Source organism: Saccharothrix sabaoui (genome assembly GCF_051756985.1).
Classification (GTDB): Bacteria; Actinomycetota; Actinomycetes; order Mycobacteriales; family Pseudonocardiaceae; genus Actinosynnema.
Window position 1 is genome coordinate 1 of sequence record NZ_JBPKJK010000204.1, and the last position, 14,114, is coordinate 14,114.

Annotated in this window: 11 protein-coding genes; 5 read left to right on the plus strand and 6 right to left on the minus strand. The window is 74.4% G+C overall.

Translation table 11 applies throughout. The annotated features are described in order from the left end of the window. Positions 1–5: 5 nt before the first annotated feature. The 6 genes from ACR807_RS37310 to ACR807_RS37335 all read right to left on the minus strand — a co-directional run bounded on the left by ACR807_RS37310 (position 6) and on the right by ACR807_RS37335 (position 6,473). Complete coding sequence (locus tag ACR807_RS37310) at positions 6–1,532, minus strand: glycoside hydrolase family 13 protein (RefSeq protein ID WP_438926227.1); 1,527 nt, start codon at positions 1,530–1,532, stop codon at positions 6–8. Positions 1,533–1,559: 27 nt separating this feature from the next. Next, entirely contained in the window at positions 1,560–2,399 is an 840-nt protein-coding gene (locus ACR807_RS37315; RefSeq protein WP_438926228.1) for a carbohydrate ABC transporter permease, read from the minus strand. Next, on the minus strand, positions 2,396–3,265 hold the full coding sequence (locus ACR807_RS37320) for a carbohydrate ABC transporter permease (protein WP_438926229.1): 870 nt from the start codon (positions 3,263–3,265) through the stop codon (positions 2,396–2,398). Before ACR807_RS37320 ends, ACR807_RS37315 begins: the two co-directional genes overlap by 4 nt. Then, positions 3,265–4,620: an ABC transporter substrate-binding protein gene (locus ACR807_RS37325; protein WP_438926230.1), complete on the minus strand. Its 1,356-nt coding sequence runs from the start codon at positions 4,618–4,620 to the stop codon at positions 3,265–3,267. The genes ACR807_RS37320 and ACR807_RS37325 overlap by 1 nt, the downstream gene beginning before the upstream one ends. A 177-nt stretch (positions 4,621–4,797) precedes the next feature. Further along, positions 4,798–5,799 carry a LacI family DNA-binding transcriptional regulator gene (locus ACR807_RS37330; protein ID WP_438926231.1) on the minus strand — a complete coding sequence of 334 codons (1,002 nt, stop codon included), beginning with the start codon at positions 5,797–5,799 and terminating at the stop codon, positions 4,798–4,800. Next, positions 5,796–6,473 carry an enoyl-CoA hydratase-related protein gene (locus tag ACR807_RS37335; RefSeq protein WP_438926232.1) on the minus strand — a complete coding sequence of 226 codons (678 nt, stop codon included), beginning with the start codon at positions 6,471–6,473 and terminating at the stop codon, positions 5,796–5,798. The genes ACR807_RS37330 and ACR807_RS37335 overlap by 4 nt, the downstream gene beginning before the upstream one ends. 81 nt (positions 6,474–6,554) lie before the next feature. On the opposite strand from ACR807_RS37335, the gene ACR807_RS37340 reads away from it, so the two are divergent. The 5 genes from ACR807_RS37340 to ACR807_RS37360 all read left to right on the plus strand — a co-directional run. After that, the gene (locus ACR807_RS37340) at positions 6,555–7,115 is read left to right on the plus strand and encodes a hypothetical protein (protein WP_438926233.1); all 561 of its coding nucleotides are present in this window, start codon (positions 6,555–6,557) and stop codon (positions 7,113–7,115) included. A gap of 155 nt (positions 7,116–7,270) precedes the next feature. After that, entirely contained in the window at positions 7,271–10,174 is a 2,904-nt protein-coding gene (locus tag ACR807_RS37345) for a type 2 lanthipeptide synthetase LanM family protein (protein WP_438926234.1), read from the plus strand. Further along, positions 10,171–10,380, plus strand: coding sequence for a hypothetical protein (locus tag ACR807_RS37350; RefSeq protein ID WP_438926235.1), 210 nt, complete (start codon positions 10,171–10,173; stop codon positions 10,378–10,380). Before ACR807_RS37345 ends, ACR807_RS37350 begins: the two co-directional genes overlap by 4 nt. Before the next feature lie 94 nt (positions 10,381–10,474). Beyond that, entirely contained in the window at positions 10,475–13,402 is a 2,928-nt protein-coding gene (locus ACR807_RS37355; RefSeq protein ID WP_438926236.1) for an ATP-binding protein, read from the plus strand. A gap of 31 nt (positions 13,403–13,433) precedes the next feature. Next, positions 13,434–14,114, plus strand: a 681-nt coding sequence (locus ACR807_RS37360) for a peptidylprolyl isomerase (protein WP_438926237.1), incomplete at its 3' end; no start/stop codon positions are given.

Consider the following 14,114-nt stretch of genomic DNA (forward strand, 5'->3'; position numbering starts at 1 on the left):
ACGGGCTAGCGGGACGGGCGCAGCCAGGCGGCGGTGTCGGTGGGCAGCAGGCCCCCGTCCGCCAGGGGACCGCTGGTGAGCAGCACGCCGTCGTGCTCGGGCAGTGCGACCGGCCCGGCGGACAGGTTGAGCACGCACGCGAAGTCGTCGCCGCGGCGGAACGCGACCACGTCCGGCCCCAGGTCCAGCCACTCCATCGGGCCGTCGCCCAGGGCGTCCAGCTCGCGCCGCAGCCCCAGCACCGCGCGGTAGTGCGCCAGCATCGAGCCGGGGTCGCCGGTCTGCGCGGCCACCGACAGCGACCCCCAGCGCTCCGGCCTCGGCAGCCACGACGGGCCCCCGTCGCCCCACGGGATCGGCACGCGGCAGCCGTCGCGGCCCCGGTCGGTGTGGCCGGAGCGCACCCACACCGGGTCCTCGCGCAGCTCGTCGGGCAGGTCGTCGACCTCCTCCAGCCCCAGCTCCTCGCCCTGGTAGACGTACACGCAGCCGGGCAGCGAGGTGGTCAGCATGATCGCCGCCCGCGCCCGCCTCGTGCCCAGCTCCAGGTCCGTCGGGGTGAGGTGCTGGCGGCGGCCGAAGTCGAACGACGAGTCCTCGCGGCCCATCCGCGACACGTGCCGCGTCACGTCGTGGTTGGACAGCACCCAGGTGGGCGGCGCGCCGACCGGGGCGTGCGCGGCGAGCGTGGCGTCGATGACCCGGCGCAGCTCCCCCGGCTCCCACGGGCAGCACAGGAAGTCGAAGTTGAACGCCGAGTGCAGCTCGTCGGGCCGCAGGTAGAGGGCGAACCGCTCGGGGTCGGGCAGCCACATCTCGCCGACGAACACCCGCTCGTCGGGGTACTCGTCGAGCACCCGGCGCCACGAGCGGTAGATCTCGTGCACGCCGTCCTGGTCGGAGTACGGCGTCTCGGCGTTCGGCCGGGAGAAGTCCTTGACCAGGCCGTCGGCGACGTCGATGCGGAACCCGTCGACGCCCCGGTCCAGCCAGAACCGCAGGATCGACTCGAACTCGGCCCGCACCTCCGGGTTGGTCCAGTTCAGGTCGGGCTGCTCGGCCGCGTAGAGGTGCAGGTACCAGCTCCCGCCGTCCGGCGTGCGGCTCCACGCGGGACCGCCGAAGCGGGACTGCCAGTCGTTGGGCGGCTCGTCGCCGTCGTGGAACCAGAACCGGTCACGGCCCGTGCCCCCCAGCGCCTCCCGGAACCAGGGGTGCTGGTCGGAGCAGTGGTTGGGGACGATGTCGATGATGATCCTGATGCCCACCGCGTGGGCCTCGCCGATCAGCTTCTCCGCCTCCACGAGGGTGCCGAACTGCGGCTCGATGTCGCGGTAGTCGGCGACGTCGTAGCCGCCGTCGGCCAGCGGCGACGGGTACCAGGGGCTGAGCCAGATCGCGTCCACGCCCAGCTCGGCGAGGTAGGGGAGCTTCTGGCGCAGACCCGCGAGGTCCCCGATCCCGTCCCCGTTGCCGTCGGCGAAGCTGCGCGGGTACACCTGGTAGATGGCCGCACCGCGCCACCAGTTCATGTGGGTTTCCTCCCTCGGTGAATGTGCTCAGCCCTTGACGCTGCCCGCGGTGAGACCCGCGAGCACGTGGCGCTGGAACACCAGGAACAGGCCGATCATCGGCACGCTGGAGAGCACGAGGCCCGCCAGCAGCAGGTTGACCGGTGTGTCGGGGGCGAAGCGCTGCAGCGCGACGCTGAGCGTCTGCCGGGCGGGGTCGGAGAACACCAGCAGCGGCCAGATGAAGTCCTTCCACGCGGCCACGACCGCGAAGATGGACACCACCGCCAGGATGGGCCGGGACAGCGGGAGCACGATGCGCCACAGCATGGTCAGCTGCCCCGCGCCGTCGATCCTCGCCGCCTCCAGCACCTCCACCGGGAGCTGGTCGAAGAACCGCTTGAGCAGGAACACGGTGAAGGCGTTGGCCGCGCCCAGCAACCACAGCGCCAGCGGGTTGTTGAGCAGGCCCAGGTCGGCGATCGTCAGGTAGGTCGGGACCAGCAGCACCGACGCGGGCATCATGAGCGTCACCAGCATCGCGCCGAGGATGCCGCCGCCCAGCACGGGCCGCAGCCGCGACAGCGCGTAGGCCGCGGGCACGTCCACGGCCAGCTGCACCGCCCACACGCCGACCGCGACGACGATGGTGTTCCAGAAGTACTTGCCCAGGTCCATCAGGCCCCACGCCTCGGCGTACGTGCCGGGCACCCACGTCTCGGGCAGGACCGTCGGCGGCACGCGGGCCAGCTCGACGGCGGGCTTCATCGCCGAGACCACGACCCAGACCAGCGGCACCACGAAGACGACCGTCAGCACGACGGTGGTGACGACGAGCGCAGCGGTGTAGCCGGCGCGCGACCGCCCCGGCGCGATGAGCGTCCTCACGCGTCCGCCTTCCGCGTCACGCGCAGGTACAGGGCGGTGAACGCGCCGAGCACCAGCAGCAGCAACAGGCTCAGGGCACTCGCGGTGCCGAAGTCGTTGTAGTAGAAGGCGTAGCGGTACAGCAGCAGGAGCACGGTGACCGTGGAGTCCTCCGGTCCGCCGCCGGTCATCACGTACGGCTCGGTGAACACCTGCATGGTCGCCACGACCTGCAGCAGCACCAGGACCAGCAGCACGAACCGGGTCTGCGGCACGGTGACGTGCCACAGCCTGCGCCACACGCCCGCGCCGTCCAGCTCGGCGGCCTCGTACAGGTCGCCGGGGATGCCCTGGAGGGCGGCGAGGTAGATCAGCGTGGCGGTGCCGAGGTTCGCCCAGGTGGACACGAGGACCAGGGACACCATGGACGTGTCGGCGCTGTCCAGCCACGCCGCGCCCTCCAGCCCGAGCCCGCGCAGCGCGGTGTTGAGCAGGCCCGGGCCGGGGTCGTACATCCACTTCCAGATCAGCGCCGCCACGACCGGCGGCAGCATCACCGGCAGGTACACGACCAGGCGGAAGTACGCCTTGAAGTGCCGCAGCTCGTTGAGCACGACCGCGAGCAGGAACGGCACCGCGAAGCCGAACACCAGCGCGAGCGCGGTGAACAGCAGGGTGTTGCGCCACGCCGTGGCGAACAGGGGGTCGGCGAAGAGTCGTTCGAAGTTCTCCCAGCCCACCCAGACGGGGTCGGTGACGAAGTCGACCTGCTGGAAGCCCAGCACGGCCCCGCGCGCGATCGGGTACCAGGAGAACACCGCGAAGCAGATCAGCGCGGCGGACAGGAACCCGTACGCGGTCAGGTTCTCCGCGACGCGGCGGCGCATCACTTGACCTGCGCGAGGACGGGGTTCACCTTGGCCTCCGCGTCCGACAGCAGCTGGGCGATGTCGGCGTCGCGGTCGGTGAGCACGGCCTGCATGACGTTGTCGAGGATCGCGTAGACCTGCTGGGCGTTCGGCGGCTCGATCCGCCCGGCGGGCGTGGCGTCCACGTAGGACTTGAAGTTCGCCACCGGCACGGTCGCCAGCTTCTCCTTCAGCTCGGTCTGCTTGGCCGCGATGTCACCGGTCCAGACGTCGGACACGGGCGGCACGGGCAGGCCGACGGGCTGGCCCTGGTCCTTGTAGCGCTGGAGGTTCTTCTCGAAGCGGTCCGGGTTGAGGAACTTCCAGGAGACCCACTTCAGGCCGGCCTTGATCTTCTCCGGCGACGCCTCGGGGTTGACCATGTAGCCCTCGCCGCCGATCAGCGTGCCCTCGCCGTCGGGGATGCCGGCCAGGCCGTAGTCCGCGTAGTCGCCCTTGAACTGGTTGACCAGGGTGGGCACGTTGTCCGGCGCGGCCAGGTACATGCCGAGCCGGCCGGAGCCCATCATCTGCTGGACGTCCTCGATGACCAGGAGCTGCTTCTCGCCCATGGTGTTGTCGGTCCAGCGCATGTCCTTGAGGTGCTGGAGGACGGCCTTGCCCTTGTCGTCGTTGAAGTCGGCGACCCACTTGTCGCCGTCCTGCTTCGCGATCCGCCCGCCGACCGAGTACATCCGGGCGGTGAAGTGCCAGCCGCCCTGGTTGTTCTTGGAGTACTCGGCGAAGCCGACCTCGTCGCCGCCGAGGGCGGTGATCTTCCTGGCGGCCTCGCGGACCTCGTCCCACGTGGTCGGCGGGCGGTCGGGGTCGAGGCCCGCCCGGCTGAACAGGGCGCGGTTGTAGAGCAGGCCCATCGAGTAGTTCGCGGTGGGGACGCCGTAGACCTTGCCGTCCTTGCCGAACACCTCGCGCAGCTCGGGGCGGATCGCGTCGTAGTGCGGGACGTCCTTGACGTACTCGGTGATGTCGGCGGCCTGGCGGCGGGCGATGAGGTTCGCCGGGTCGGTGAAGTACGCGTAGAACACGTCCTCCAGCTGGCCGCCCGCGAGCTTCGCGGAGAACGTCTTGGGGTCCATGAACCCCTCGCGGGGCTCGATGTCGATGTCGGGGTTGGCGGCCTCGAACTCGGCCACGTCCTCGTCGAAGATCTTGCGTTCGAACGCCTGCGTCTGCGGCGGCTGGCCGTTGACCGTGATCGTGACCTTGCCGCCGGCGGAGGTCTCCCCGCCGCCCGACGAGCACGCGACGGCGGTCAGGCCCAGGCTGCCCGCGAGCAGCAGCCCCGCCGCTCTGCGAAGGCTGGATGAGTTCATGGGGGCGGACCCTCTCCCTCGGGTGTGGTGTGGCGCACACGGTAGGTCCGGCCAACATGTCTCCGCAAGATGTCTACTTAATTTCGCAAAGTCACGACATCATCTCGTAAGCTACGCCCCTGAGCGCAGCACGAAAAGGGCCCGGCTTTCGCCGGGCCCTGGGTTCGGGGCGCTTTCCTAGCGGGGCGCGGGGGCGGTGGAGGAGCGGACCACCAGCTCCGGCTCGAAGAGGAGCTCCTCGTCCGGCCCGGGGGTGCCCGCGATCTGGTTGGCCAGCAGCTCGACGGCCGCGCGGCCCATCGCCTCGATCGGCTGGCGGACCGTGGTCAGCGGCGGTTCGGTGCAGGTCATGAGCGGTGAGTCGTCGTAGCCGACCACGGAGACGTCGCGCGGCACGTTCAGCCCCTGGCGGCGCACCGCGCGCACCGCGCCCAGGGCCAGCGGGTCGGAGGCGCAGAGGACCGCCGTGACGCCGCGGTGGAGCAGCCGGGTCGCCGCGGCCTGCCCGCCCTCCAGGGAGAACATCGCGTGCTCCTCGAACAGCTCCACGCCCGCGGCCTTCGCGCACCCGGTGAGCGCGGTGAGCTTGCGCCGCGACGGCATGTGGTCGGTCGGGCCGAGCACCGCGCCGATCCGCGTGTGCCCGAGCGCGACCAGGTGCCCGAACGCCTGCTCGACGGCCACCGCGTCGTCGCACGACACGCGCGGGAAGCCCAGGTCCTCTATGGCGGCGTTGACCAGCACGGCGGGCAGCCTGCGCCGCGTCATCTGGCGGTAGTGCTCGTGCGAGGCGTCGGCCTGCGCGTACTGGCCGCCCGCGAACACCACGCCCGAGACGTGCTGCTCGAACAGCAGCTCCAGGTAGTCCGCCTCGGTCACGCCGCCCGCGGTGCGGGTGCACAGCACCGGCGTGAAGCCGCGCTGCGCCAGGGCGTTGCCGACCACGTCGGCGAACGCGGGGAAGATCGGGTTCTGGAGCTCCGGCAGCACGAGGCCGACCAGGCGGGCCCGTTCGCCGCGGAGCTGGGTGGGTCGTTCGTAGCCGAGCACGTCAAGGGCGGTCAGCACCGCGGACCGCGTCGCGTCGGACACGCCGGGCTTGCCGTTGAGCACGCGACTGACCGTCGCCTCGCTCACGCCGACCTTCGCGGCCACTTCGGCCAACCGCCGTTGCGTCATGGAGCAACTATACGGCAGGATTTACGCCTTACTTGCGCTGGTTTGCATTCGTTTGCGAGTTCGATGGCCGCCCCCAGCACCGCGCCCGCGGGCACGACCCGGTCCACGAGGCCGGTGCGCAACGCCTCGGCGGCGGTCACCCGGCGCGCCACCAGCACCCGGCCGGCGCCCACCCGGCCGGCGCCCACCCGGCCGGCGCTCACCAGATCGCCACCCACCCCGTCGCCGCCCGCCGGGCCACCGCCCATCGGGCCACCGCCCGCCGGGTCGCCGCCCGCCGGGGCGCCGCCCATCGGGTCGCCGCTCGCCCAGTAGCCGCTCACCCGGCCGAACCCGCCGTCCGAGGCCAGCACGCGGTGGTCGCACGCCATCGCGAGGTCGGCCGCCTCGCCGAGCGCGCTGCCGTCGATGGCCGCCACGACCGGCGGGGGCAGCCGGGCGACCGCCTCGCACAGCGCGCGCAGGGAGGAGGAGAGCGCCTCGCGCTCCGCCGCCGAGCTGCGCACGAGCCGCCGGAGGTCGGGCGCGCGCAGCCGGCACCCGACGAACAGCACCACCGCCCGCGCGGTGACGACCGCGGGCACCAGGGCGCGCAGGTGGGGCAGCGCGGTGTCCAGCGGGTCACGCGACCGGACCACCGCGATCCCGTCGGAGAACTCCAGTGAGACGCCCATCGGTGGCCAATCGTGCCGAGGCGTCGACCGGTTGTCCTGCTTCGTCCCACCATCGAGTGATCCGTGGGGTAGAAATCCCCTGTGAAGCGGTGGGTGGTGGCGGTGGCGCTGGTGGGTGTCGGTCTGACCGGGTGCGGTTCCCCGGTGGCGGGCAGGGCGGTGCCGGTGGCCGAGCCCTCGACCACCGCCCCGACCCCCGGGCCCGAGCTGGTCCGGTGGATGAACAACTACTGCGGTGTGGCGAACTACATGATCGCCTCGGGCGGCGTGCAGTTCCCGCAGCCGGAGGGCGACCCGGCGCAGCTGAAGAAGGGCCTGGCCGACTCCCTGGGCCGGGTGGTGGACGTGCTGGAGGTCGCGCTGCACGACCTGGACGAGCTGACGCCCGCCCCGCAGCCCGCCGCCGACACCGCCGTCGAGGTCATCAGCGAGCCGCTGGGCCGGGCGCGGGACAAGTTCGTGTCCGCGAAGTCGACCGTGGACGGCGCGCCCGAACTGACCGCCGACGTGTTCTCCTCCGTCATGCAGGACCTGACGGAGGCGGTGGCCGTGATGAACGAGGGCATGGAGAAGCTGGACGTCGTCTCGCTGCCCGACGAGTTCGTGGACGCGGGCGAGCAGGCGGAGAACTGCTCCCGGTAGCGCAGCGCACGGGACCGGGCACGCCCCGTGCCCGCCGGTCGGCGGGCCCCTCCCCGGTACGGGTGACCTGCGACGACGCCTTTCCGCATTGGTGCGGTCCGCCCCCCTGGTGACCCCGTGAATCTGGGGGCGGCACCCCCATGTGCGATGGCTTCGTGCATGACAACTTGGTCCGCGTGTTCTCCTCCGCCGTGGACCGGCCCGCCGCCTGGTGGCTCAGCGGCGTCCGCGAGAGCACCCAGGAACTGGTCGTCCCCCGTGGACGGCCCTCATGGGCCGCGTTCGTGGAACGCGCCACCGCGACCGCGGCCCGTGCAGACTTCCCCGGCGGCGGCTGGGACGAGGCGTTCGCGTTCGCGCTGCGCCCGCTGGTGCGCGAGGCGGTCCGCCGCGACCCGCGGCTCGACGACGCCTTCGCCCGCGACCTGGGCGCGCGGCTCGCCCGGGTCGCCGCCCGCGCGCTGGTGCTGGAGCTGAACCTCGAACGGCTCGCCGGGCGGCTGTCCGGCGACACCCCGCAGGCCCGGTTCGCCGACTTCGTGCGCAACGTCGACCTGCGCGCCCTGTTCGCCAAGTACCCGGTGCTGGCCCGGCTGCTCGGCCAGGCGTGCCTGCACGCGGTGGAGGCGCACGTCGAGCTGCTCGACCGGTTCGCCCGGGACCGCCGCGACGTCGTCCGCACCCTGCTCGACGGCCGCGACCCCGGCCCCGTCGCGCACGTCGACACCGGTCGGGGCGACCTGCACGCGCGGGGCCGCTCGGTGGCCGTGCTGACGTTCGCCGACGGCCGCCGGGTCGTCTACAAGCCGCGGCCGGTCGCGCTGCACGTCGCGTTCGGCGACCTGCTCGCGTGGTTCGACGGGCACACCGACCTGGGGCTGCGGCTGCCCCGCGCGCTGCCCCGGCCCACGCACGGCTGGCTGAAGTTCGTCGAGCACGGGCCGTGCGCCGACGTGACCGGGGTCGGGCGGTTCTACCACCGGCTGGGCGCGCTGATCGCCCTGCTGTACGCCGTGGACGGCACCGACATGCACTACGAGAACCTGGTCGCGGCGGGCGACCAGCCGGTGCTGGTGGACGTCGAGACGCTGTTCCACCCGACCCCCGACGTGTCCGCGGACCCGGCGGTGCGGGCGCTGACCCGCTCGGTGCACCGCACGGCCGTGCTGCCCAGCGTGCTGCTCGGCGAGCACGGCGCGCTGGACGTCGGCGGCACGGGCGGCGACCGGGAGCGGTACGCGGCGGACGGCGTGGCCTGGCTGAACCCGGGCACCGACCGGATGCGCCTGGTCCGCAGGCCGGGTGCCGCGCCGACCGCGCACAACCGGCCCGTGGTGGACGGCGCCGACGCCGAGCCCGCCGACTACCGGGGCGCGCTGCTGGCCGGGTTCCGGGTCGGCTACGACGCGCTCGGCGACCACCGCGCGGAACTGCTCGGCGACGGGGGCCTGCTGGCCCGGTTCGCCGACCTGCCGGTGCGGTTCGTGCCGCGGATGACCCAGCTGTACGCGACGCTGCTGGACGAGTCGACCCACCCCGACGCGCTGCGCGGCGCCGACGCCCGCGACGAGGCGCTCGACCTGCTGTGGGACGACTCCGCCGACCTGGGCGTGCTGCGCGCCCTCGTGCCGCACGAGGTGTCGGACCTGTGGGCGGGCGACGTGCCGCTGTTCACGACCCGGCCGGGCAGCCGCGACGTGTGGACCTCGACCGGGCAGCGGCTGCCCGGCCTGCTGCCGGGGTCCGCCCTGGACGCCGCCGCGGCGAAGGTCGCGGCGCTGGACGAGGTGGACCGGCACGAGCAGCAGTGGCTGATCAGCGCCGCCCTGGCCAGTCGGCCGCTGCCCGTGGAGCACCGCACCGGGCCGGGCCTGCCCGCGCCGGTCGAGCCGGGCGTCCCCGACCCGCAGCGGCTGCTGGTGGCCGCGTGCGGCATCGCCGACCAGGTGCTGGCGCAGGCCGCCGCCGCCGAGGGCCGGGTCAACTGGGTGGGCCTGGAGCTGGTGGACGACCGGCACTGGGCGGTGTCCGCCATGGGCGCGGGACTGTCCAACGGCTACACCGGCGTCGCCCTGTTCCTGGCCCAGCTGGGCCGGCTGACCGGCGCGTCGCGCTACACCGAGTTCGCCCGCGACGCGCTCGTCCCGGTCCCCGGGCTGCTGTCCGCGTTCGCCGAGGACGCCGAGCTGGCCGTCGCCGTCGGCAGCGGCGGGATGCACGGCCTGGGCGGCGTCTGCTACGCCCTGGCGCGGCTCGCGAACCTCCTCGACGACCCGGCCATCACCGACTGGGTGCGCACCGCGCTGGTCGCGGCGGCGACCGCCGAGCGCATCGGCGAGGACCCGGCGAACCTGGTCGAGGGCTGGGCGGGCGGGTTGGCCGCGATGCTGTCCGTGCGGGCGGAGAGCGGTCTCGCGGAGGCGGTGCCGCTGGCCCGCGCCTACGCCGACCGGCTGCTCGCCGCGGCGCCCGGCGGCGACGGCTTCGCCCGCGGCCGGGCCGGGGTCGGCTGGGCGCTGCTGCGGTACGCGCGGGCCACCGGCGACCAGCGCTGCGGCGTGGCCGGGCGGGCGAGCCTGCGCGCCGACCACGCGCTGCGCCAGCGGCTGTTCGACGTGACCGAGGCCGACCACAGCTGGTGCTCGGGCCTGTCCGGCGCGGTGCTCGCGCACGCCGCGCACCCCGGCCAGCCCGTCGACACGCACACCCTGCACCTCGACCGCTGCCTGAACGCCCTGGCGGTGCACGAGCCCCTGCGCGACCTGAGCCTGTGCCACGGCGAGCTGGGCGTGATCGAGTCGCTGACGGTGCTCGCCGAGCAGGGCCACGACCTGGCCGCGGCGATGCGGACCCGACGCGCCGGTCTGGTCCTCGGCGCCCTGGAGCAGTATGGGCCGCGGTGCGGGACGCCGGGCGGTGTGCCGTCGGCCGGGCTGCTCACCGGTTTGTCCGGGATCGGCTACGGCCTGCTCCGCCTCGGTTTCCCCGAGCAGGTGCCGTCCGTGCTCCTGCTCGCCCCCTCGCAGAACACCCATCCCCACAAGGAGAACCACCCATGAGCAACGCCGACCACGCCGAGGGCACGGCCTGGAACGAGGACCAGGGCGACGAGCACCCCGCCGGCGAGATGGCGCTGTCCCGCCGGACCAGGGCGGGTGGGCGCGCCCGCGCCCTGGCCGGCCTGACGCTGGCCGTGGGCGCCTGCTCGGCGATCGCCGTGACCTCGGGCTCGTTCACCGTGAGCGCGCCCGGGATGCCCTGCTGACCGGCTAGGCCGCGCCGGCACGCCGGACTGCCCGCCCACACTGGGGGTGCGGGCAGTTTGGCGTGCGGTCGTTCGGCTTGACTAAGGTCGGGACATGCACACCCGCGCGCCGGTCGTCGTCGGCCGCGACGAAGAACTCCGCCTGCTCGAACGGGTGCTGGCCGACGCCGGCGCCCACCGCGGCCACGCCGTGTTCCTCGTCGGGGAGCCGGGCATCGGCAAGACCCGGCTGGCGCGCTACGCCGCCGGTGCCGCGTTCGACCGCGGGATGCGGGTGCTGCGCGGGCGCGGCAGCACGATCGGGCCGATCGTCCCGTTCCGGCCGCTGGCCGAGGCGCTGATGTCTCTGCTGCGCGCGGGCGACGGCCCGGACCTGCGCGAACTCGGCCCCTACCAGCCGGCGCTCGGCCGGCTGGTGCCCGAGTGGGGCGGGGAGGAGCAGCGGCCGGCGCACTCCGTGGTGGTGCTCGCCGAGGCCGTGCTGCGGCTGCTGGCCCTGGTCGGCCGGACCCGGCCGTGCCTGGTGGTGCTGGAGGACCTGCACGACGCGGACGCCGAGACGCTGGCCGTCGTGGACTACCTGGTGGACAACCTCGACCAGGTGCCCGCCGCGCTGGTGGTCACCACCCGCGCCGACCCCGGACCGACGCTCGACGTGGTCCGGCTGGCCGCGCAGCGGGAGGCCGGCGTGCTGCTGGAGCTGCGCCGGTTGACCGAACCGCAGGTGCGCCGGGTGGCGGCGCTGTGCCTGGAGGCCGAGGACCACGAGGTGCCCGCCGAGGTCGTCGAACGGCTGTGGGCGGACAGCGCGGGGAACCCGTTCGTGGTCGAGGAGATGCTGCACGGCCTGGTCGGCGGCGGGCTGCTGGTGCGCGGCCCGGCCGGCTGGCAGGTGCTGGGCGAGCTGCGCATCGGCGTGCCGTCCGCGCTGGTCCGCTCGATCGCGCACCGCACCGACCGGCTGGGGCCGCAGGGCCGCGAGCTGCTGTCCGCCGCCGCCGTGCTGGGGCACCGCTTCCCGCTGCCGGTGCTGCGGCGGGTGACCGGGCTGGACGACCGGCAGCTGCTGCCCCACCTGCACGCGGGCGTGGCCGCGCAGCTCGTGACGCCGGACGAGCCGGTGCCCGACTGGTACGCGTTCCGGCACCCGCTGACCGCCGAGGCGCTGCTCGCGCAGCTGCCGCCGCCGCAGCGGGCCGAGCTGTGCCGCCGCACCGCGGACGCCGTCGAGGAGCTGCACCCGGGCCTGCCCGGCGAGTGGTGCCCGCTCGTGGCGTCGCTGCGCCTGGACGCGGGGCAGACGGCGGAGGCGGGCGTGCTGCTGGCCGAGGCGGGCCGGCGGGCGCTGGCCGACGGGGCGGCCGGGTCGGCGGTGCGACTGCTGGACCACGCGCACCGGCTGCTCGCCAGCCAGGTGGACGTGGAGATCCGCGCCGACGTGCTCGACTCGCTGCTGCCCGCGCTCGGCGAGGCGGGCCAGTTCGAGCGGGCGTTCGCGCTGGTGGACGCCCTGAACGAGCTGAGCGCCGCCGGGCTGGGCCGGGTGCGGCGGGCCGAGCTGCACACCAAGCTCGCGCAGGTCGCCAACACCGCGGGCCGGTGGACCGACAGCAGCACGCACGTGGCCGCCGCGCGGGCGCTGCTGGGGTCGGACGCCGACGACGAGCACACCGCGCTGCTCGACGCCGTGGAGGCCCTCCTGGTGCTGTACCTGGACGTGCCGGACCGGATGGCGTCGGCCGAGTTCCTGGCCCGCCGCGCCGCCGACGCGGCCAAGCGCGTGCCGCTGCCCGCGGTGGGCTGCGAGACGTGGCAGCTGCTGGGCGTGCTGGCGCGGGAGCGGGACCTGGGCGAGGCCGCCGAGTGCTTCCGCCGCGCGCAACAGCTGGCCGAGGAGCACGGGCTGACCATCCAGCGGGTGCACGCGCTGATCCGGCAGGCCGGGCTGGAGTGGCTGGCGGACGGGTCGTCGGCCGGGCTGGTCGGGGCGCGCGAGGAGTCGCTGCGGGTCGGCGCGATCAGCGCGGCGTACAACGTGGACGCGATCCTCGGGCTGGACACCGTGCTGCGCGGGCGGTACGAGGAGGCGTCCGACCGGCTGGGGAGGACCGCCGCGGACACCCGGCGGCTCCGGCTCGACCACCTGACGCTGTACGTGCTGATGGCGCAGGCGACCGCGGCGGCGCACCGGGGCAGGCGGGCCGAGATGGACGCCGCGATCGAGGCGTTCGACCGGCTGGGCGGGATCGGCTCGCAGGAGCGCCCGCTGTGCTTCGGGCTGGCGCGGGCGCTGTGCGCGCTGCTGGAGGAGGACCGCGCGACGGCCGGGCAGGACCTGGCGCGGGCGATCGCGCACGAGGCGGAGACGCCGACCGTGTACCACCTGTCGGGCCGGCACGGCGTGCGGCTGCTGCTGGACGCGCTGTCCGGTGAGCTGGACCTGGACGGGTACCGCGCGGTGACCCGGTCGGCCGCGGCCTCGATGCGGTGGAACCGGGTGTTCGCGCAGTTCGCGCTGGCCGTGCTGCTGGGCCGGGCGGGGCGCGAGGCGGAGGCGGCGCAGGCGGTGCGCGCGGCCCGGGAGGCGTCGTCGGTGTTCCCGCTGGCCCGGCACCTGGGCCTGCGCCTGGTCGCCGAGGGCGCGGTGGCCGACGGCTGGGGCGAGCCGGTGTCGTGGCTGCGGACGGCCGAGGAGTACTTCCACCAGGCGGGTCAGGCGGCGGTGGCCAGCGCCTGCCGGGGGCTGCTGCGGCAGGTGGGCGCCTCGGTGCCGCAGCGCCGCACCGGCACCGACCGGGTGCCGCCGGTGCTGCGCGCGGTGGGCGTGACGGTGCGCGAGTTCGAGGTGCTCGAACTGCTGGCGGGCCGGCTGGGCAACAAGGCCATCGCGACCAGGCTGCACATCTCGCCGCGCACGGTGGAGAAGCACGTGGCGAGCCTGATCACGAAGACCGCCCAGCCGGACCGCGAGTCGCTCAGCTCCTTCGCGGCGTCCCTGGGACCCGCCGACCGGCCCTGGTAGCCGCCCGCCCGCTGCGCTAGACCTGGGTCCCGTGAAGACTCCCCTGGCGGCAGCGCTCCTGCTCGGCACCCTCCTCACCGGCGGCACGGCCGCGGCCTCGCCGCCGGGCACGGCGCCCGGCACCACGCCCGGCCCGTGCGGCTACACGGCGACCCCGGACGAGCCGGCCGCGCGCCCGGTGCCCCTGCCGCCGGACCCGCGCCGCACCCCCGACCGCGGCCGGCCCGTCGTGCTGCTCGCGACGAACCAGGGCCCGGTGCCGCTGGTGCTCGACCCGGCGCAGGCCCCGTGCACCGTGCAGAGCTTCCTGCACCTGGTGCGGCACGACTTCTACGACCGCACGACGTGCCACCGGCTGACCGCCTACCCGACGCTGAAGGTGCTCCAGTGCGGCGACCCGTCCGGTACCGGCGAGGGCGGCCCGGGCTACCGCTACGAGGACGAGCTGCCCACCACGCTGCCGCCCGCGCCGAACGACCCGACCGGTGAGCGCCGCACCTACCCGCGCGGCGTGCTCGCGATGGCCAACGCGGGCCCGGACACCAACGGCAGCCAGTTCTTCCTGGTCACCGCCGACTCGGTGCTGCGGCCGAACTACACCGTCTTCGGCCGGGTCACCGAGGCGGGCCTGGCCACCCTGGACCGCGTCGCGGCCGGCGGCGTCGCGCCGAACCCGGACAGCGAGGTGGACGGCCGCCCGGCGCTGCGCACG